The organism is Kitasatospora sp. NPDC057940 (assembly GCF_042887425.1).
Taxonomy (GTDB): Bacteria; Actinomycetota; Actinomycetes; order Streptomycetales; family Streptomycetaceae; genus Kitasatospora.
This window is the reverse complement of record NZ_JBHVPH010000035.1, coordinates 1-19,517: the sequence shown is the minus strand read 5'-3', so window position 1 is coordinate 19,517 and position 19,517 is coordinate 1. Positions and strand designations below refer to the sequence as shown.

At 71.7% G+C, this 19,517-nt stretch carries 13 protein-coding genes; 11 read left to right on the top strand and 2 right to left on the bottom strand.

What is annotated here, in order from left to right:
* Positions 1-92: 92 nt before the first annotated feature.
* Positions 93-635, top strand: a complete 543-nt coding sequence (locus ACFVTF_RS34125; protein WP_387817925.1) for a SigE family RNA polymerase sigma factor — start codon at positions 93-95, stop codon at positions 633-635.
* Between the two features lie 42 nt (positions 636-677).
* Complete coding sequence (locus tag ACFVTF_RS34120; RefSeq protein WP_387817924.1) at positions 678-1,907, top strand: hypothetical protein; 1,230 nt, start codon at positions 678-680, stop codon at positions 1,905-1,907.
* A gap of 69 nt (positions 1,908-1,976) precedes the next feature.
* On the opposite strand, the gene ACFVTF_RS34115 is transcribed toward ACFVTF_RS34120, so the two are convergent.
* Both ACFVTF_RS34115 and eccCa read right to left on the bottom strand, forming a co-directional pair.
* On the bottom strand, positions 1,977-3,389 hold the full coding sequence (locus ACFVTF_RS34115; protein WP_371516966.1) for an APC family permease: 1,413 nt from the start codon (positions 3,387-3,389) through the stop codon (positions 1,977-1,979).
* Positions 3,390-3,871: 482 nt separating this feature from the next.
* Positions 3,872-7,816: a type VII secretion protein EccCa gene (gene eccCa / locus ACFVTF_RS34110; RefSeq protein WP_387817923.1), complete on the bottom strand. Its 3,945-nt coding sequence runs from the start codon at positions 7,814-7,816 to the stop codon at positions 3,872-3,874.
* 366 nt (positions 7,817-8,182) lie between these two features.
* Here eccCa and eccD point away from each other — a divergent pair, with 366 nt between their 5' ends.
* The 9 genes from eccD to ACFVTF_RS34065 all read left to right on the top strand — a co-directional run bounded on the left by eccD (position 8,183) and on the right by ACFVTF_RS34065 (position 19,211).
* A complete protein-coding gene (gene eccD, locus ACFVTF_RS34105; protein ID WP_387817922.1) occupies positions 8,183-9,640 on the top strand; it encodes a type VII secretion integral membrane protein EccD in 1,458 nt (485 codons plus the stop codon).
* 209 nt (positions 9,641-9,849) lie between these two features.
* Positions 9,850-10,140, top strand: a complete 291-nt coding sequence (gene rpsO / locus ACFVTF_RS34100) for a 30S ribosomal protein S15 (RefSeq protein ID WP_063347607.1) — start codon at positions 9,850-9,852, stop codon at positions 10,138-10,140.
* Positions 10,141-10,596: 456 nt separating this feature from the next.
* Positions 10,597-12,804: a polyribonucleotide nucleotidyltransferase gene (locus ACFVTF_RS34095; RefSeq protein WP_363586535.1), complete on the top strand. Its 2,208-nt coding sequence runs from the start codon at positions 10,597-10,599 to the stop codon at positions 12,802-12,804.
* A 114-nt stretch (positions 12,805-12,918) separates the two neighbouring features.
* Positions 12,919-14,271, top strand: coding sequence for a pitrilysin family protein (locus tag ACFVTF_RS34090; protein ID WP_350887436.1), 1,353 nt, complete (start codon positions 12,919-12,921; stop codon positions 14,269-14,271).
* A gap of 14 nt (positions 14,272-14,285) precedes the next feature.
* Positions 14,286-15,032, top strand: a complete 747-nt coding sequence (gene dapB / locus ACFVTF_RS34085; RefSeq protein WP_387817921.1) for a 4-hydroxy-tetrahydrodipicolinate reductase — start codon at positions 14,286-14,288, stop codon at positions 15,030-15,032.
* A gap of 7 nt (positions 15,033-15,039) precedes the next feature.
* Positions 15,040-15,498, top strand: coding sequence for a tetratricopeptide repeat protein (locus ACFVTF_RS34080; protein ID WP_363586536.1), 459 nt, complete (start codon positions 15,040-15,042; stop codon positions 15,496-15,498).
* Positions 15,495-16,226, top strand: coding sequence for an FAD-dependent thymidylate synthase (gene thyX / locus ACFVTF_RS34075; RefSeq protein ID WP_363586537.1), 732 nt, complete (start codon positions 15,495-15,497; stop codon positions 16,224-16,226). The genes ACFVTF_RS34080 and thyX overlap by 4 nt, the downstream gene beginning before the upstream one ends.
* A gap of 228 nt (positions 16,227-16,454) precedes the next feature.
* Positions 16,455-17,354: a 4-hydroxy-tetrahydrodipicolinate synthase gene (gene dapA / locus ACFVTF_RS34070; RefSeq protein ID WP_387817920.1), complete on the top strand. Its 900-nt coding sequence runs from the start codon at positions 16,455-16,457 to the stop codon at positions 17,352-17,354.
* A 171-nt stretch (positions 17,355-17,525) separates the two neighbouring features.
* On the top strand, positions 17,526-19,211 hold the full coding sequence (locus tag ACFVTF_RS34065) for a ribonuclease J (protein WP_350887423.1): 1,686 nt from the start codon (positions 17,526-17,528) through the stop codon (positions 19,209-19,211).
* Positions 19,212-19,517 lie beyond the last annotated feature (306 nt).

Sequence of the window (19,517 nt, the reverse complement as noted above, 5' to 3'; positions counted from 1 at the left end):
GCGGAAGAATCCTCCGCAACGCCTGTAACGTCGTGGGCTGCTCACCGCATCCAAGGAGTGTCAGGGAGCACGGACACGGGGGAGCGTTGGGCATGGGGTGGATCGGGGTGGGCCGGGAGGCCGAGGACGCCGAGTTCCTGGAGTTGGTGTCCGGCCGTACCGGCCACCTGTACCGCTCGGCCTGCCTGCTGACCAGCGGCGACACCCACTACGCCGAGGACCTCGTCCAGGAGGCCCTCAGCCGGATGTACGTGCTCTGGCGGCGCAGCGCCTGGACCGGCGGCCGGAACCGGATCGACAACCCGGCCGCCTACACCCACACGGTGATGGTGCGCACCTTCCTCGCCCAGCAGCGCCGCCGCTCCAGCACCGAGCGCCCCGTCGGGGCCGTGCCCGAGTCGGAGGCGCGGGAGGCGGACGGCGCGCTGCGGATGACCCTGCTCGACGCCCTCGGCCGGATGCCGCCCAAGGACCGCGCCGTCCTGGTGCTGCGCTACTGGGAGGACCGCAGCGTCGCGGAGACCGCCGAGGTGCTGCGCTCCTCCCCGGGGGCGGTCCGCACCCGCACCACCCGTGCGCTGGACCGGCTGCGCGGCCTGCTCGGCGACTCGCTGGCCGAGCTCGCCGCCCGCTGACCACTTCTCGTAACCCGTGACGCAAGGAGACGGTGACCACCCATGTCCGAACCGGACAAGTTCGAGGACGATCTTCTCTACGCCCTCACCCGTACGGGCGAGGGCTTCCGCACCGAGCCGTCCGACCTGCTCGCGGGCGGGTACCGGCGCGGCCGCCGCCGCTGGCGCCGCCGCTCGACCGCCGCGGTGGTGGGCGGCGCGGCCGCGCTGGCCCTGGTGGGGACCGGCGCGGTGTACCTCACCGGCTCCTCGCCGCGCCCGAGCACGGTGCCCGCGGCCGCCCCGAGCACGGCCGGGGGCAGCGGGAGCGGCTCGGCGGCCCCGGCCTCCTCCGCGGAGCCGGGTGAGGTCACCGGCGAGGAGGTGCTGGCCACCCTGCGGGGCCTGCTGCCGGGCGGCCGGACCAGCGACGAGAACGCCGGCCAGCGCCCGGGCGGCACGCTGGTCTACGACGACGGCGGGGGCAGGGCCGCGATGGCGGTCTCGGTCAACCGGGTCGGGGCCGGCAGCCCGGTCCTGACGGAGAACGGCTGCCCGGACCGCAAGCTCGTCCCGTACGACGCCTGCACCAGCGCGGGCCTGCCGGGCGGCGGCAAGCTGACCCTGTTCCAGGGCTACGAGTACCCGAACAAGCAGGCCGGCACCAAGAGGTGGTCCGCCTGGCTGGGCGGTGCCGACGGCCGGGTGATCGAGCTGACGGAGTGGAACGCCGCGGCGGAGAAGGGCGCACCGGACAGCCGCCGGACGCCGCCGCTGTCGCCGGAGCAGCTGAGGGCGGTCGTCACCGACAAGGCCTGGGACGGGATCATCGCCAGGTTCCCCGAGCCGCGGCCGGAGCCGGCGCCGGACAACGGCAAGGAGTACGGCAAGGACGAGATCCTGGCGATCGTCGCCAAGCTGCTGCCGTCCGGGCTGACCGAGACGGAGACCGGGGGCCAGCCGGGCTACGCGAACTTCGTGGTCAACGACGGCAAGGGCAAGTCCATGGTGCAGATCAACGTGCAGGACTGGTCCCGCGACGACAAGACCAAGGAGGAGCTGTTCGGCAGTGCCCAGGCGCAGCCGGACGGCACCAGGGTGGTGGTCAGCAAGCGGGGCTCCAACCCGGGCATGTGGACCGTCGACACCCTGCACGCGGACGGCCTGCGGGTGGTGATCAGCGCGTTCAACAGCGGTACCCAGCAGACCCCGGCGACCCGCAGCACCCCGGCGCTGAGCAACGACCAGCTGAAGGCGATCGCCACCGCGCCGGTGTGGAAGCTGAAGAAGTAGCGGTGCGGACGCGGCAGTGCCCCGGGCGGGTGGAGCCCGGGGCACTGCCGTGTGGGGGAGGGGTGGGGGTCAGGGCTGCTGGTCCTCGGGGAGGCTGATCACCCAGCGGGTGTCCTGGCGGGGGCGCAGGTAGAACAGCCAGTAGAGGGTGGCGGCGGCGGTGATGCCGCCGGTCCACAGCAGGGGCTCGGTGTCCAGCTGGGTCATCACGTAGACGAGGACGGCGATCAGCACCACCGGGACGGCCGGCCACAGCGGCATCCGCCAGGCGGCGGCGTGCTTGTGGTGGGCGCGGCGGGAGAGCAGCGCGGCGATCGCGACCAGCAGGTACATCCCGGTGACGGCGACGCCGGTGATGTTGCTGAGCAGCGCGCCCTTGACGAAGCAGAGCGCGGCGCCGGGCAGGCCGACGGCCAGGGTGGCGACCCACGGGGAGCCGAACCGGCCGAGGGTGCCGAAGGCCTTGTTGACCGGCTCGGGCCAGGCCTTGTCGCGGGCGGAGGCGAACAGGACCCGGGAGTTCTGGATGACCATGACGATGCCGGCGTTGATGATGGCCAGCGCGACGCAGAGGCTGATGAAGGTGCCGACCGCGGAGTTGCTCCAGGCGGTGACCATGCCGGAGATGTCGCCGGAGCTCAGGGTCTGCAGGTCGGGGGCGCCCATGGTGATGGCGACGACCGGGACCAGGATGACGGCGGAGGAGATGCCGAGCGTCCACAGCACGGTGCGCGAGACGTTGCGGCGGGGGTTCTCCAGCTCCTCGGAGAGGTAGACGGCGGTGGAGAAGCCCTGGGTGATGAACAGGGCGATGCCGAGCGCGCCGACGATGGCGCCGATGCTCACCGTGGTGGTGGCGCCGCCGTCCCCGGTGACCACGCCGTGCAGCAGGCTGGGGGCGTCGCCGTTGGCGTGGGAGAACCCGAGCACCGAGACGACGCCGGCCGCGATGACCTCCAGGACCAGGAAGACACCGGTGATCCAGGCGTTGGCGCGCAGGTCGAGCAGGCCGGCCAGGGTGGCGGCGAGCATCACGGCGGCGCCGGTCATGGCCTTGTCGAGGTGCAGCACGGGGGCGAGGTAGTCGGCGGTGCCGAGGGCGATGACCGAGGGGACGATCATCACCACGATCAGCGAGAGCACGAAGACCAGCCAGCCGGCCAGCCGCCCGGCGAGGGTGCCGACCATCGCGTACTCGCCGCCGGCGCTGGGGATCAGGGTGCCGAGCTCGGAGTAGCAGAACGCGACGGCGACGCACAGCACGGTGCCGATGGCGATGGCCAGGGCGGTGGCGCTGCCGATGCTGGAGAACAGCTCCGGGACGATCACGAAGAGCGTGGAGGCCGGGGTGACGCAGGACAGTGTGAGCAGGGTGCCGCCCACCACGCCGATCGAGCGCTTGAGTTGCTGGGGCGCGGCGGCGTCGGCGGTGTCGGCCGTCGCGGGGGTCGCGGCGCGTGGCGGGCGAAGCGTGTCGGTCATGTGGCTTCCGATCGGCTCTGTGCGGTCCTGTGGGTGGGAGCGGTATCGCCTCCGCTGGCTGTCTGCTCGGGGTTCTGGTGGGGTCGCTCCTGGGTGGCAATGGAACCTGGGCGTATTGATTGCGTCAATGGCCGAAATGCTTCGGAATCCGTTGCGCGGAAGGGCATAGACATGCGATCCGATGATCACGTACGGTCATTGCGAGCTTTGCCCGACTTGTTACCTCTGCCACATTGCAACTGAATCGAAGGTAAACAGAGTGTTGCAAGCCACCTTTCAAAGGTGTCCGTGGAGTCGGACGGCGATACGCCCAGGCGCCCCCCTGGGCGGCCGCAACCCCCGGGCGGGGTGCGGGAACCGCAGCCCCGACCCGGAAAGATCTAGGTAACGTTTCGACACCTGGGACGCGAAAGGGGCCGGGCTCCCGTGAGCCCGACCCCTCGATCACTGTCCGTAGCCGCCGGCGCGGTGCGCCGGCGTCCTCACGCCGGCGGCAGCCAGCCCGTCTGGACCATCTGCCCGCCGGTCGCCCGGCGTGACACGTACACCCCGCGCCCCGGCGGCAGCGGCATCGGCTTGACCGTCCCCAGCAGCGCGCCCTCGTCCCGGTTGCCGGAGAGGATCACGCCCTGCCCGCCCAGCTCGCGCATCCGCTGCAGCACCGGCTCGTACAGCGAGCGGCCGGCGCCGCCCGCGCTGCGGGCCACGATCACCCGCAGGCCGATGTCCCGGGCGAACGGCAGGAACTCCGCCAGCGGCGCCAGCGGGTTGCCCGAGCCCGTCGCGACCAGCTCGTAGTCGTCCACGATCACGAACATGTCCTTGCCGCTGTACCAGCTGCGGTTGCGCAGCTGCTCGGCGGTGACGTCCGGGCCGGGCAGGCGGCGCGCGCAGGCCCCGCGCAGCATGTCCACGATGGCCGCCATGGCCGGCTGCGCGGCCGCGTACTCCACCAGGTACTCCGTCGGCACGGCCCCCAGCAGCGCGCGCCGGTAGTCGCCGACCACGATGCCCGCCTGGTCCGGGGTGTACCGCTCGGTGATCTGCCTGATCAGCATCCGCAGCAGCGCCGACTTCCCCGACTCGGTGTCGCCGAAGACGATGAACAGCGGGTCGGTCTCGAAGTTCACGAAGGCCGGCGCCAGCTCGGCCTCGTCCACGCCGAAGGCGATCCCGCGCTCCGGGCGCTCGGAGCCCTTCGGCAGCGAGTTCCCGTCCAGGACGGCCGGCAGCATCCGCACCTGCGGCGCGCGCGGCCCGGTCCAGGCCCCGTCGACGGCGGCGACCAGGCCGGCCACCCCGTGCTGGAGGTCGTCCACCGTGCGGGAGCCGTCCAGCCGCGGCAGGCCGGACAGGAAGTGCAGCCGCTCCGGGGTGATGCCGCGCCCGGCCAGCGACGGGACGTTCTGCGCCACCCGGCGGTCCACCTCGGACTCCATCGGGTCGCCGAGCTTCAGCTCGGTCCGGTTCTGCAGCAGGTCCTTCAGCGCCGGGCGCACCTCCGCGTACCGGGCCGCGGTGATGACCAGGTGGACGCCGTAGCCGAGGCCGCGCTGGGCGATGTCGCCGATCACCGGCTCCAGCACCTCGAACTCCTGCTTGAAGGTGTTCCATCCGTCGATCACCAGGAACACGTCGCCGAACGCCTCGTCCGGCAGCTGCCCGGCCGCCCGGCGGGCCCGGTAGGTGCCGATGGTGTCGATCCCGGCGGCCCGGAACAGCTCCTCGCGCCGGTTCAGCACCCCGTGCACCTCGGAGACCATCCGGCGCACCTTGTCGACGTCCAGGCGCCCGGCCACCCCGCCGACGTGCGGCAGCCCGGCCAGCGACTGGAAGCTGCCCGCGCCGAAGTCCAGCAGGTAGAACTGCACCTCCCGCGGGGTGTGGGTGAGCGCGAACGAGGCCACCGTGGTGCGCACCACCGTCGACTTGCCCGAGCGCGGGCCGCCCACGACCAGGCCGTGGCCGGCCGCCCCCGCGTAGTCGACCTCCAGGACGTCGGTCTTCTGCTCGCGCGGCTTGTCCACGATGCCGATCGGCACCCGCAGCCGGCCCGCCGGGAAGCCGGGCGCGGTCAGCCCGCGCTCCGGCACCACCTGGAGCGGCGGCAGCAGGTGGTCCATGCTCGGCGCCTCCTCCAGCGGCGGCAGCCACACCTGGTGCGCGGCCGGGCCCTGGCCCGTCATCCGCTGCACGAACACGTCCAGCACGGTGTCGACCAGCGCGTCGTCCCGCTCCGGGGCGAGCGGCGCCTCCTCCTCCACCGCCGGCTCCGGCGGCTCCACCCGGGCCGCGGTGAACAGCACCGGGCGGGCGTTCCCCCGCCGCCCGCCGGTCGACCGCTGCTGCCCCGGCGCCCGGTAGGGCCCCGAGACGTACGCGGCCTTGAACCGGTCCATCACGTCCTCGCCGAACTTGAGGTACCCGACGCCCGGCACCGGCGGCAGGTGGTAGGCGTCCGGCACCCCGATCGCCGCCCGCGACTCGGCCGCCGAGAAGGTGCGCAGACCGATCCGGTAGGAGAGGTAGGTGTCCAGGCCGCGCAGCTTGCCCTCCTCCAGGCGCTGCGAGGCCAGCAGCAGGTGCACCCCCAGCGACCGGCCGATCCGGCCGATCTGGATGAACATCTCGATGAAGTCCGGCTTGGCGGTGAGGAGTTCGGAGAACTCGTCGATGATCAGCACCAGCGAGGGCAGCGGGTCCAGCGCCGCGCCGGCCGCCCGGGCCCGCTCGTACTCGTGGATGTTGGCGTAGTTGCCCGCCGAGCGCAGCAGCTCCTGGCGGCGGTGCAGTTCACCCTCGATCGCGTCGCGCATGCGGTCGACCAGGGTGAGTTCGCCCTCCAGGTTGGTGATCACCGCGGAGGTGTGCGGCATGTCCGCCATGCCGGAGAAGGTCGCGCCGCCCTTGAAGTCGGCGAGGACGAAGTTCAGGATCTCCGAGGAGTGCGTCATCGCCAGCGCCAGCACCAGGGTGCGCAGCAGCTCCGACTTGCCGGAGCCGGTCGCGCCCACGCACAGGCCGTGCGGGCCCATGCCCTCCAGCGCGGCCTCCTTGATGTCCAGGTAGACGTGCTCGCCGTTCGCGCCGACCCCGATCGGCACCCGCATCCGCTCGTGCTGGGCGCGCGGGCGCCAGCTGCGCGTCACGTCGAAGGAGCCCGGGTCGCCCGAGTTCATCAGGTCGGTGAAGTCCAGGTTCGACAGCAGCGGCTCGTCGTCCCCGCCGGCCGAGAGCCGGTACGGCGCCAACTGCCGTGCCAGCGCCTCGGACTGCCAGACCGAGAGCAGGTCCGGCGTGCCGGTGTACGTCGCCCCGGAGGCCGAGCGCAGCACCAGCTCCTGCGGGCTCACCGTCACCATCAGGTGCCCGCTCGGCTCGTCCAGGTCGCCCGGCACCACCTCGATGACGGTCACCCCCTGCACGCCCTCGGGGCTCGCCAGCAGCGAGTTCGGCGGCACCCCGGCGCCGTCCATCACCACCACCAGGTGCGGCTGGTCCGGCGCGGGCGCCGCGTCCCGCACGAACCGCTGGCGGCCGGCCAGCTCGTCCTGCAACAGGAACTCCAGCTCGCCCAGGTCGGTGGCGATCAGCCGGCGCGAGCCCGCGCCGTCGGCCTCCTTGCGGTGCTGGTTGTGCGGGAGCCACTTGGTCCACTCCCACTCCTCCGCCGCGCCCGGCGCCGCGGCCACCGCGACCAGCAGGTCGTCCGGCGAGTGCAGGGTGGTCAGCTGGGCGATCATCGCGCGCACGTTGCCGTACACCGAGTCCGCGTCCCCGCACACCGTGACGTGGTAGAAGGCGCGCAGCGACACCGCCAGCGGCAGGTCCTGCAAGGTGCCGTGGGCCTTCAGGAAGGAGTGCATCGCGGCCGCCGACAGCGGCTCCAGCTCGTCCATCGGCGCGGTCTGCGGCGCCACCAGCGGCGTCGACAGCTGCACCGGGCCCAGGCCCACCCGGATCTGCGCGAAGTCGCCGTCCCCGGTGCGGCGCTCCCACAGCCGCCGGCCGTCCGCCACGATCGACCACAGCTGGTCCGGCGCCGGGTTCAGGAACAGCAGCGCGCCGCGCTGGCGCTCCGCCGTGCGGCGCACCTGGCGGCGCATCTGCTGCAGGTACTTGAGGTAGTCGCGCCGCTCGTCCGCCATCGCGGTCGAACCGCCCCTGCGGGCCCGCATGATCTGCGCCAGCACCATGCCGACCGTCGAGGCGACCATCAGACCGCCCATGATCTTCATCGGGGCCGCCGCGCCCGGCGCGAAGAAGAACACCGCCGAGCCGCCCATGCCGAGCATCGGGAGGATGCTCATCAGCCAGTCCTCGCCGCCCTGCCGGGGCAGTTCGGGCGGGGCCACCAGTTCCACCGGCTCGTCCGGCACCGCCGGCGGATAGGCCCGGCCCGGGCGCTTGACCGTGATCACACCCATGTGTCATCCACCCCGCGGCGTCGATCGATCACTTCGGCATCAGCCCTCACGCAACTGGACTCGTACGACTCGTACGGCTCGTACGGGATCCACCAGGGCGAGGACGCACCACCCGGCGCCGCCCCCCGTACCGCGCGCAGGGGCCGATCCTAACGGTCGCCCCCGCACCGCCCGCCAGGCCCGCGTCCGCACCCCCGCCGGGGGCCCGGTCCGCACCGGGGCCGGGCACGAACCGAGCGGGTAGGGTAACGCCGCGCCAACTCGCGGCCCGGTCGGGCCGGTTCCACTGCCACACCGAGCGCCGCCGTGCCGCGGCACCGTCAACAAGGGGGAGCGCCCAGTGCGTCGAAGGACCGAGGTGCGGCGATGAGCAACGCCGCCGCGACCGGCTACTGCCGGGTCACCGTCGTCGCCCCGGACCGCCGGATCGACGTCGCCCTGCCCGAGGACGTCCCGCTCGCGGACGTCTACCCCGAGGTGCTGCGCCTGGCCAACCAGAGCCAGCCCGACGGCGCGCCCACCGGCTTCCACCTGGTGCGCCGCGACGGCACCGTCCTCGACAGCGGCCTGCCGCTCGCCGCCCAGCAGGTCCGCGACGGCGACCTGCTCGCGCTGCGCCCCTTCGCCGAGTCCCTCCCGCCGGCCGTCTACGACGACGTCGCCGACGCGATCGCCAGCGCCGTCGAGACCGACCGCCGGCTCTGGAACGCCGAACTCATGCGGGCCTTCGGCCTGATCGGCGCCGCGCTGCTGCTCGTCCTGCTCGGCTTCGCGCTCTGGTTCGCCGACCTGCGCCACGACATGCACGGCCTGCCCGGCGTCCTGGCCGGCGTCACCGCCGTCGTCCTCACCGCGCTGGCCGGCGTCCGCGCCCGGGTCTACCAGGACGCCCCCGCCGCCCTCGCACTCGGCCTCGGCGCCCTGCCGCACGCCATGATCGGCGGCAGCGGCGTCCTCGCCGTCGCCCACCCGTGGGACGGCCCCGGCCGGCTCCAGTTCCTGGCCGGCTGCGTCGCCGTCCTGGTGGTCGCCGTGCTGCTGGTCGGACTGCTCCCCGAGAAGGACGCGGTGTTCGTCGCCGCCGCCCTGGTCGCCGCCGCCGGCGCGCTCGCCACCTTCGCCGCCGTCCTGCTGCCCGACACCCCCGCCGGGCACATCGCCGCCGTCACCGGCATCACCGCCGTCGCGGCCGTCGGCTTCCTGCCCGGCCTCTCCGCCCGCTTCGCCCGGCTGCCCGTCGGCTTCAGCGCCCCGGGCCAGACCCGCACCCGCAGCCGCGACTACGACGAGGAGGCCGAGCGCGCCGAGGCCGTCCAGTACGAGCGGATCGCCCACCAGGCCCGCCGCGGCCACGAGGTCCTGGTCGGCCTGGTCGGCGGCTGCGCCGCGGTCGTGGTCGGCTCCTGCGCCGTCCTCGGGTTCACCGACCGGACGTTCCCCGAGCTGCTCGCGCTCGCCCTGGGCCTGGCCACGATGCTGCGCGCCCGGCTGTTCCGCTACACCGCGCAGGTCTTCAGCCTCACCATCGCCGGGCTGCTCGGCCTGGCGCTGCTGATCATCGGCCTGTCCCTGCACACCCCGCAGTTCATCCTGCGCGCCGCCGGCTCCACCGAGGTCGACCTGCGCACCGTCTGGCTGGCCGCCTCCATCGCGTCCGGCGCGGCGCTGCTCGCCGCGATCGCGCTGGTGGTGCCCCGGCTCGGCGTCTCCCCGTTCTGGGGGCGCATCCTGGACCTGGTCGACAGCCTGACCCTGATCTCGCTCGTCCCGCTGGCGCTCGCCGTCCTGGACGTCTACCGGCTGGTCCGCGGCGCCACCGGCTGACCGGCCGGCCCGTGCCGCCCGCCCCGTCGGGCCCGTCCGGCCCGCAGACCGGCCGGGTGGGCGGCACTGGTACCCTTGGCCTTCGAGCGCAGCCGTGTGTCCGCCTCCGGTGGGTCGCAGACCGCCGGCCGCGCTCCGTCACGACACCGAGTCCTCATGAGTCCTGTGTTGTCGACCAGGACCGCTCGGTACACCCTGAAGGAGTTGCAGTGGCTCTCGCCTCTGACGTCAAGAAGCAGATCTTCGCCGAGTTCGGCCAGAAGGAGGGCGACACCGGTTCCCCCGAGGTCCAGGTGGCCATGCTCTCCCGCCGCATCGCGGACCTGACCGAGCACCTCAAGACCCACAAGCACGACCACCACTCGCGTCGTGGCCTGCTGATCCTGGTCGGCCAGCGCCGCCGCCTGCTGCAGTACCTGGCCAAGAAGGACATCGAGCGCTTCCGTACGCTCGTCGACCGCCTGGGCATCCGCCGCGGTGCCGCCGGTGGCGCCCGCTAAGACCGCCGCTCGGGGCGGCTCCCCACACCGGGGAGCCGCCCCTCGCGCGTATGCCGCGGACACCCCGGGCCGCGGCGCCCGGACATAACAACTCGCGCGTACCTCCCCAGGTGGCCGAGGATTGCACCGTAGGGTTGTGGGCATGCCCGGTGATGGCGCACCAGCGCGCCACCCGGGCAGACGAACCCGAACCCCCCGCGGGCCGAAGGCTTCAAACGGAAGCCGCCCGCATCCGAGAGAGCGTCCAGACGCGGACCGCCCGTCCCGGCCCGGCAGCCGTGAGGCGCCGGTCCTCGGTAGTGGCCCCCGGAAGCCCCGCAGACCGAGCGGAGCACCCCGGAGGCTTCGATCGAAGACCGGCCCGACTGCCGTCCTCCTTGTCAGGAGGGCCAGGGCCAGCCGGCAGGCAGCGCGGGGACGCTCTCCCGGAGACGTACGAAAGAGGAGATCTTCCAGGTGGAAGAGAACGTGTTCTACGCCGAGGCCGTGATCGACAACGGTTCCTTCGGCACCCGTACCATCCGCTTCGAGACCGGCCGTCTGGCCCGTCAGGCCGCCGGCTCCGCCGTGGCCTACCTGGACGACGACACCATGGTGCTGTCGGCCACCAGCGCGTCCAAGCAGCCGAAGGAGCACTTCGACTTCTTCCCGCTGACCGTGGACGTCGAGGAGCGCATGTACGCCGCGGGCCGCATCCCCGGCTCGTTCTTCCGTCGTGAGGGCCGGCCCTCCGAGGACGCGATCCTCACCTGCCGCCTGATCGACCGCCCGCTGCGCCCGTCCTTCGTCAAGGGCCTGCGCAACGAGGTCCAGGTCGTCTGCACCGTCATGGCGCTCAACCCCGACCACCTGTACGACGTGGTGGCCATCAACGCCGCCTCCGCCTCCACCCAGCTGGCGGGCCTGCCGTTCTCCGGCCCGATCGGCGGCGTCCGCGTCGCGCTGATCAACGGCCAGTGGGTGGCCTTCCCGACCCACAGCGAGCTGGAGTCGGCCGTCTTCGACATGGTCGTCGCCGGTCGCGTCCTGCCGGACGGCGACGTCGCGATCATGATGGTCGAGGCCGAGGCCACCGACAAGACCATCAAGCTGGTCGAGGGCGGCGCCGAGGCGCCGACCGAGGACGTCGTCGCCGCCGGTCTGGACGCCGCCAAGCCGTTCATCAAGGTGCTGTGCGCCGCCCAGTCGCAGCTCGCCGCCCAGGCCGCCAAGCCGACCGGCGTGTTCCCGGTCTTCCTGGACTACCAGGACGACGTCCTCGCCGCGCTGACCGCCGCCGTCAAGGACGAGCTCGCCCAGGCCCTCACCATCCCGGGCAAGCAGGAGCGCAACAACGAGCTGGACCGCGTCAAGGCGCTGGCCGCCGAGAAGCTGCTCCCCGAGTTCGAGGGCCGCGAGAAGGAGATCAGCGCCGCCTACAACGCGCTGACCAAGAAGGTCGTCCGCGAGCGCGTCATCAAGGACAAGGTCCGCATCGACGGCCGCGGTGTCACCGACATCCGCACCCTGGCCGCCGAGGTCGAGGCCATCCCGCGCGTGCACGGCTCGGCCCTGTTCGAGCGTGGCGAGACCCAGATCCTGGGCGTCACCACCCTCAACATGCTGCGCATGGAGCAGCAGCTGGACACGCTCTCCCCGGAGACGCGTCGCCGCTACATGCACAACTACAACTTCCCGCCGTACTCGGTCGGCGAGACCGGCCGCGTGGGTGCGCCCAAGCGCCGCGAGATCGGCCACGGCGCGCTGGCGGAGCGGGCGATCATCCCCGTGCTGCCCTCGCGCGAGGAGTTCCCGTACGCCATCCGCCAGGTCTCCGAGGCGCTGAGCTCCAACGGCTCCACCTCGATGGGCTCGGTCTGCGCCTCCACCATGTCGCTGCTGAACGCCGGTGTGCCGCTGAAGGCCGCCGTCGCCGGTATCGCCATGGGCCTGATCTCCCAGGAGATCGACGGCGAGACCCACTACGTCGCGCTGACCGACATCCTCGGTGCCGAGGACGCGTACGGCGACATGGACTTCAAGGTCGCCGGTACCCGCAACTTCATCACCGCCCTGCAGCTGGACACCAAGCTCAACGGCATCCCGGCGTCGGTGCTGGCCGCCGCGCTGAAGCAGGCCAAGGACGCGCGTCTGCACATCCTCGACGTGATGAACGAGGCCATCGACACGCCGGACGAGATGTCCCCGAACGCCCCGCGGATCATCACCATCAAGATCCCGGTGGACAAGATCGGTGAGGTCATCGGCCCCAAGGGCAAGATGATCAACCAGATCCAGGAGGACACCGGCGCCGAGATCACGATCGAGGACGACGGCACCATCTACATCGGTGCCGCCGACGGACCGGCCGCCGAGGCCGCCCGCACCACGATCAACCAGATCGCCAACCCGACCATGCCGGAGGTCGGCGAGCGCTACCTGGGCACCGTGGTGAAGACCACGACGTTCGGCGCGTTCGTGTCGCTCATGCCGGGCAAGGACGGCCTGCTGCACATCTCGCAGATCCGCAAGCTGGCCGGCGGCAAGCGCGTCGAGAACGTCGAGGACGTCCTCGGTGTCGGCGCCAAGGTGCAGGTCGAGATCGCCGAGATCGACCCGCGCGGCAAGCTCTCCCTCATCCCCGTCGTCGAGGGCGAGGAAGCCGGCGAGACCGCTTCCGAGTGAAGCGCCGCTAGCTGACCCTTGCGGCCCGTACGCCTCCCGGCGTGCGGGCCGCACCCTGTTGCCCCCGCGTTCGTCCATGCGTTCCCACGCGCGTTTCCTCTGGAGGTACCCCCCGTGGCTCAGGCCCCGGCGGCGAAGCAGCGCCCCGGCTCCACCCGGACCCTGCTCAAGGGCGCCGACGGCGCCGGCACGGTGCGCCGCACCGTCCTCCCCGGCGGCCTTCGGGTCGTCACCGAGACCCTGCCGACGGTGCGCTCCGCCACCTTCGGCATCTGGGTCGGCGTCGGCTCGCGGGACGAGACCCCGCAGCTCAACGGCGCCACCCACTACCTGGAGCACCTGCTCTTCAAGGGCACCGCGCGGCGCAGCGCGCTGGACATCTCGGCTGCCCTGGACGCGGTCGGCGGTGAGATGAACGCCTTCACCGCGAAGGAGAACACCTGCTACTACGCCCGGGTCCTGGACACCGACCTGCCGCTGGCCATCGACGTGGTCTGCGACATGGTCACCGGCTCGCTGATCCGCTCCGAGGACGTCGACGCCGAGCGCGGCGTCATCCTCGAGGAGATGGCGATGGCCGAGGACGACCCGGGCGACGTGGTGCACGACCTGTTCGCCAAGGTGATCTTCGGCAGCGGCCCGCTCGGCCGCCCCATCCTGGGCACCCAGGAGACCATCAAGGTGCTCACCCGGGAGCAGATCGCCGGCTTCTACCGCCGCCGCTACCGGCCCGAGAACCTGGTCGTCTCGGCCGCCGGCAACCTCGACCACCACACCGTGGTCAAGCAGGTCGAGCAGGCCTTCGCGGCGGTGCTGGCCCGCTCCGACGCGGCCCCCGCCGAGGCCCGCCGCGGCGTCAAGGCGCTGCGCACGGCCGGCCGGGTCGAGGTGCTCAACCGCTCCACCGAGCAGGCCCACCTGGTGCTGGGCGTGCCCGGGGTGCCGCGGCACGACGAGCGCCGCTGGGCGATGGGCGTGCTCAACGCGGCCCTCGGCGGCGGGATGAGCTCCCGGCTGTTCCAGGAGGTGCGGGAGAAGCGCGGCCTGGCGTACTCGGTGTACTCGTACTCCTCGTCCTACGCGGACAGCGGCCTGTTCGGCATCTACGCCGGCTGCCAGCCCAAGCGGGTCGAGGAGGTGCTGCGGATCTGCCGCGCGGAGCTGGCCAAGGTGGTCGCCGAGGGCATCACCGAGGAGGAGCTGCGGCGCGCGATCGGCCAGATCTCCGGCTCCACCGTGCTGGGCATGGAGGACACCGGCTCGCTGATGAACCGGATCGGCAAGGCCGAGCTCAGCTACGGACACCACCTGTCGGTGGACGAGATGCTGGCGCGGATCGCGGCCGTGACCCTGGACGACGTCCACGCGGTGGCCCGTGATGTGCTGGGCGCGTACCGGCCGTCGCTGGCGCTGATCGGACCGGTCAACGACAAGCGGGCCGCCAAGCTCGCCGATCTGCTGGTGTGAGAGGACATTTCGCTATGACGCTGCGTGTCGCCGTGATCGGTGCCAACGGTCGGATCGGCTCCGAGGCGGTCAAGGCCGTCGAGGCCGCGCCGGACCTCGAACTGGTGGCCACCCTGGGCCGCGGGTCCGAGCCGGCGGAGCTGACCGAGGCCGGCGTCCAGGTCGCCGTCGAACTCACCCACCCGGACTCGGTGATGGGCAACCTCGACTACTGCCTGCACCACGGCATCCACGTGGTCACCGGGACCACCGGCTGGACGGACGAGCGGCTGGCCACCGTCCGCGGCTGGCTCGACCAGGCCCCCGAGCTGGGCCTGCTGATCGCGCCGAACTTCTCCATCGGCGCGGTGCTCGGCATGAAGTTCGCCCAGACCGCGGCGAAGTACTTCGAGTCGGTCGAGGTGGTCGAGCTGCACCACGACCGCAAGGCCGACGCCCCCAGCGGTACCGCCACCCGGACCGCGCAGCTGATCGCGGCCGCCCGCGCCGAGGCCGGCCGCCCGCAGCAGCAGGACCCGACCACCCACAGCCTGCCCGGCGCGCGCGGCGCCGACGTGGACGGGGTGCCGGTGCACGCCGTCCGGCTGCGCGGGCTGCTCGCCCACCAGCAGGTGATGTTCGGCGACACCGGTGAGACGCTCACCATCCGGCACGACTCGCTGCACCACAGCAGCTTCATGCCGGGCATCCTGCTCGGTGTGCGCAAGGTCGTGGAGACGCCCGGGCTCACCCTGGGCCTCGAACACCTCCTGGACCTGTGAGCCCGGCATGACGTCCCGTACCGGATTCTTCGTCCTGTCCGGCGTGCTGCTGCTGGTCGCCCTCCTCTGCGTCGGGGAGGGCGTCCAGCTGGTCGCCACCGGCAAGCCGCTCGGCATCGGCATCGGCCTGTGCGCCTTCGTCATCCCGGTGATCGGCGTCTGGTTCCTGCGCCAGACCGTCCGGTTCGGCCGGGCCAGCGAGCAGCTCGCCCGGGAGCTGGAGGCCGAGGGCGGCCTGCCGGTGGACGAGCTCCAGCGCACCACCGGCGGGCGGATCGACCGGGCCTCGGCCGACGCGGTGTTCGCCCGCCGACAGACCGAGGCGGAGGCCGCGCCGGCCGACTGGCGGGTCTGGTTCCGCCTCGCGGTGGCGTACGCCGACGCCGGCGACACCCCGCGCGCCCGCAAGACCATGCAGCACGCCATCAAGCTGCACAGCACCGAACCCGCAAGGAGCAACGCGTGAGCGACCAACCGACGGCCCCCAGCTTCCGCAGCGACGTCACGGTCGAGCTGGTCCGCAGCGCGGCCGCCGACTCGGACGTCATCTGGGCGGCCCGCGTCTCGACCGCGGGGGAGCAGTCCCTGGAGGCGGTCCAGCAGGACCCGGAGAAGTCCAAGGGCCTGATCAACTTCCTGATGCGGGACCGGCACGGCACCCCCTTCGAGCACAACTCGATGACCTTCTTCATCAGCGCGCCGATCTTCGTGTTCCGGGAGTTCCACCGGCACCGCAGCGGCTGGTCCTACAACGAGGAGTCCGGCCGCTACCGCGAGCTGCAGCCGGTCTTCTACGTCCCGGCGGAGGAGCGCAAGCTCGTCCAGCAGGGCCGCCCGGGCCGCTACGAGTTCGTCGACGGCACCCCCGAGCAGCACCGGACCACCACCGAGGCGATGGAGGCCGCGTACCGCGAGTCCTACGCGCGCTACCAGGAGATGCTGGCGGCCGGCGTGGCCCGCGAGGTGGCCCGGGCGGTGCTGCCGGTCGGCCTGTTCTCCTCGATGTACGCGACCTGCAACTCCCGTTCGCTGATGCACTTCCTGTCGCTGCGGACCAAGCGGGAGCACTCGGCGGTGCCGTCGTTCCCGCAGCGCGAGATCGAGATGGTCGCCGAGCAGATGGAGCAGGAGTGGGCGCGGCTCATGCCGCTCACCCATGCGGCCTTCGAGAAGCACGGCCGGGTCGCTCCCTGACCTGGGACGATAGGCATATGGGCGGAGTGTCACGCATGTCTGGATTGCGGCTTTTCTAGCCGCTCCCTACATTCATGAACACGGATTCCGGTGCTGCCCGAACCCCCGAGCGGGCAGCACCGGAATCCCATGTCACCGCCTGTTTCCGCCGCTTCGCGTGGTATGCCCCTGTCCGAACACTGGACCGGTGTGGTTACCGCCCCACCGCCTACGAGTAGCTTTGGACGCATGGCTCCGACCTCCACCCCCCAGACGCCGTTCGGCCGGGTCCTGACCGCGATGGTCACCCCGTTCACCGCCGACGGCGGACTCGACCTCGACGGCGCCCAGCGCCTCGCCGCACACCTCGTGGACTCCGGCAACGACGGCCTCGTCGTCAACGGCACCACCGGTGAGTCCCCGACCACCAGCGACGCCGAGAAGGCCCAGCTCGTCCGCGCCGTGGTGGAGGCGGTCGGGGATCGCGCCCACGTGGTGGCCGGCGTCGGCACCAACGACACCCACCACAGTGCCGAGCTGGCGCGACAGGCGGAGGCCGCCGGAGCCCACGGCCTGCTGGTCGTCACGCCGTACTACAGCAAGCCCCCGCAGGAGGGCCTGTACCAGCACACCGTGCACATCGCGGACACCACCGGGCTGCCGGTCATGCTCTACGACATCCCGGGCCGCAGCGGCGTCGCGCTGAGCCACGAGACGCTGGTCCGCCTCGGCGAGCACCCGCGGATCGTCGCCAACAAGGACGCCAAGGGCGACCTCGGCGCGGCCGCCTGGGCCATCGCCCGCTCCGACCTCGCCTGGTACTCCGGCGACGACATCCTCAACCTGCCGCTGCTGTCGGTCGGAGCCGCCGGAGTGGTCAGCGTCGTCGGACACGTCGTGGCCGGCGAACTGCGTGCGATGATCGAGGCGTACCTGGCCGGCGATGTGGCCAAGGCCACGGCGATCCACCAGGGCCTGCTCCCGGTGTTCAGCGGTATGTTCCGCACGCAGGGCGTCATCCTCGCCAAGGCCGCGCTGGAGCTCCAGGGACTGCCGGCCGGCCCGCTGCGGCTGCCGCTGGTCGGCGCGACTCCCGAGGAGATCGCACGATTGACGAAGGATCTCGCCGCCGGCGGGGTACACCTGTAACAGACGAAGACGTGCGCGCCCCGGCTCGCCGGACCCTCACGGGCCCGCCGCTGGACCGGACCGACGGCGCGAGAGCACCGACCCAGTAGGAAAAACGACACTGAGTACGCACGCCATATGTCTTCAGGGGGAGGACCCCGGGCATATGGCGTGCGTCGTGAGGAGAGTCTTTTGAGTCACCCGCACCCCGAACTCGGCGCACCCCCGGCCCTGAAGGAGGGCGCCCTCCGCATCACCCCGCTCGGCGGTCTCGGCGAGATCGGCCGCAACATGACGGTCTTCGAATACGGGGGCCGCATCCTGATCGTCGACTGCGGCGTCCTCTTCCCCGAGGACGAGCAGCCCGGCGTGGACCTGATCCTCCCGGACTTCACCTACATCCGGGACCGCCTCGACAAGATCGACGGCATCGTCCTCACCCACGGGCACGAGGACCACATCGGCGCCGTCCCGTTCCTCCTGCGGGAGAACCCGGACATCCCGCTGATCGGCTCCAAGCTGACCCTCGCCCTGATCGAGGCCAAGCTCGCCGAGCACCGCATCCGGCCGTACGTGCTGGAGGTCAAGGAGGGCGAGCGCGAGCGCATCGGCCCCTTCGACTGCGAGTTCATCGCGGTCAACCACTCCATCCCGGACGCTCTGGCCGTCGCCGTCCGCACCCCCGCGGGCATGGTCGTGGCCACCGGCGACTTCAAGATGGACCAGCTGCCGCTCGACGGCCGCCTGACCGACCTGCCGACCTTCGCCAAGCTGGCCGAAGAGGGCATGGACCTGCTGCTGGTGGACTCCACCAACGCCGAGGTCCCCGGCTTCATCCCGCACGAGCGGGACATCTCGGCCGCGCTGCGGAACGTCTTCGCGAACGCCGACAAGCGCATCATCGTCGCCTCCTTCGCCAGCCACGTGCACCGCATCCAGCAGGTGCTGGACGCCGCGCACGAGTACAAGCGCAAGGTCGCCTTCGTCGGCCGCTCGATGGTCCGCAACATGGGCATCGCCCGCGACCTCGGCTACCTGAAGGTCCCCGGCAACATGGTCGTCGACGTCAAGCAGCTCGACGACCTGCCGGACAAGGAGGTCGTGCTGATCTGCACCGGCTCCCAGGGCGAGCCGATGGCGGCGCTGTCCCGGATGGCCAACCGCGACCACCAGATCCGCATCGTCGAGGGCGACACCGTCGTCCTGGCCTCGTCGCTCATCCCGGGCAACGAGAACGCCGTCTACCGGGTGATCAACGGCCTGACCCGCTGGGGCGCCAAGGTCGTCCACAAGGGCAACGCCAAGGTGCACGTCTCCGGCCACGCCTCGGCCGGCGAGCTGCTGTACTTCTTCAACATCTGCAAGCCGCGCAACCTGATGCCGGTCCACGGCGAGTGGCGCCACCTGCGGGCCGCCGCCGACCTGGGCATCGCCACCGGCATTCCGCGCAACCGCGTGGTCATCGCCGAGGACGGCGTCTGCGTCGACCTGGAGAAGGGCGTCGCCCGGATCGTCGGCAAGGTGCAGGCCGGGTACGTCTACGTGGACGGCGCCTCGGTCGGCGACATCACCGAGGCCTCGCTCAAGGACCGCAGGATCCTCGGCGAGGAGGGCTTCATCTCGGTCTTCGTCGCGGTCGACTCGACCAACGGCAAGATCGTGGGCGGCCCGACCTTCCAGGCCCGCGGCTCCGGCATCGACGACAACGCGTTCGTGCCGGTCGCCGCCAAGCTCCAGGAGGCCCTGGACCGCTCGGCGAGCGACGGTGTGCTGGAGCCCCGCCAGGTCCAGCAGCTGGTCCGCCGGACCGTCGGCAAGTGGGTGGCGGACAACTACCGCCGCCGGCCGATGATCCTGCCGGTCGTCGTCGAGGTCTGAGCCTCCGACGGCTGGTTTGACGTGGGGCAGCCCGGTGCGTAATGTTCTCCGGGTTGCCCCACGGGACGGCCCCGCAGGAAGTCTCTCGAATGCGAATTCGAGAATGACCGCGGAAAACGGCCCGAGAAACTCTGCTAGAGTTCGGGAGCGCCGAAAGGCGAAAGCCGCTCAGGTAAATGAAACTCCGGAAAACGGAGCGGAAAACATCTGGTAAGCTTGAAACACGAAAGAACGAAGCGCCCGGAGGGCCCGCTGGAAGGCGGTCCGAAGGAAGTGTCCGTTCCTTGAGAACTCAACAGCGTGCCA

What these genes read in the sequence shown, in the direction of transcription:
- ACFVTF_RS34125 (WP_387817925.1), top strand. Translation starts at nt 93, where the DNA reads ATGGGGTGGATCGGGGTGGGCCGGGAGGCCGAGGACGCCGAGTTCCTG.
- ACFVTF_RS34120 (WP_387817924.1), top strand. Translation starts at nt 678, where the DNA reads ATGTCCGAACCGGACAAGTTCGAGGACGATCTTCTCTACGCCCTCACC.
- ACFVTF_RS34115 (WP_371516966.1), bottom strand. Translation starts at nt 3,389, where the DNA reads ATGACCGACACGCTTCGCCCGCCACGCGCCGCGACCCCCGCGACGGCC.
- eccCa (WP_387817923.1), bottom strand. Translation starts at nt 7,816, where the DNA reads ATGGGTGTGATCACGGTCAAGCGCCCGGGCCGGGCCTATCCGCCGGCG.
- eccD (WP_387817922.1), top strand. Translation starts at nt 8,183, where the DNA reads ATGAGCAACGCCGCCGCGACCGGCTACTGCCGGGTCACCGTCGTCGCC.
- dapB (WP_387817921.1), top strand. Translation starts at nt 14,286, where the DNA reads ATGACGCTGCGTGTCGCCGTGATCGGTGCCAACGGTCGGATCGGCTCC.
- ACFVTF_RS34080 (WP_363586536.1), top strand. Translation starts at nt 15,040, where the DNA reads ATGACGTCCCGTACCGGATTCTTCGTCCTGTCCGGCGTGCTGCTGCTG.
- dapA (WP_387817920.1), top strand. Translation starts at nt 16,455, where the DNA reads ATGGCTCCGACCTCCACCCCCCAGACGCCGTTCGGCCGGGTCCTGACC.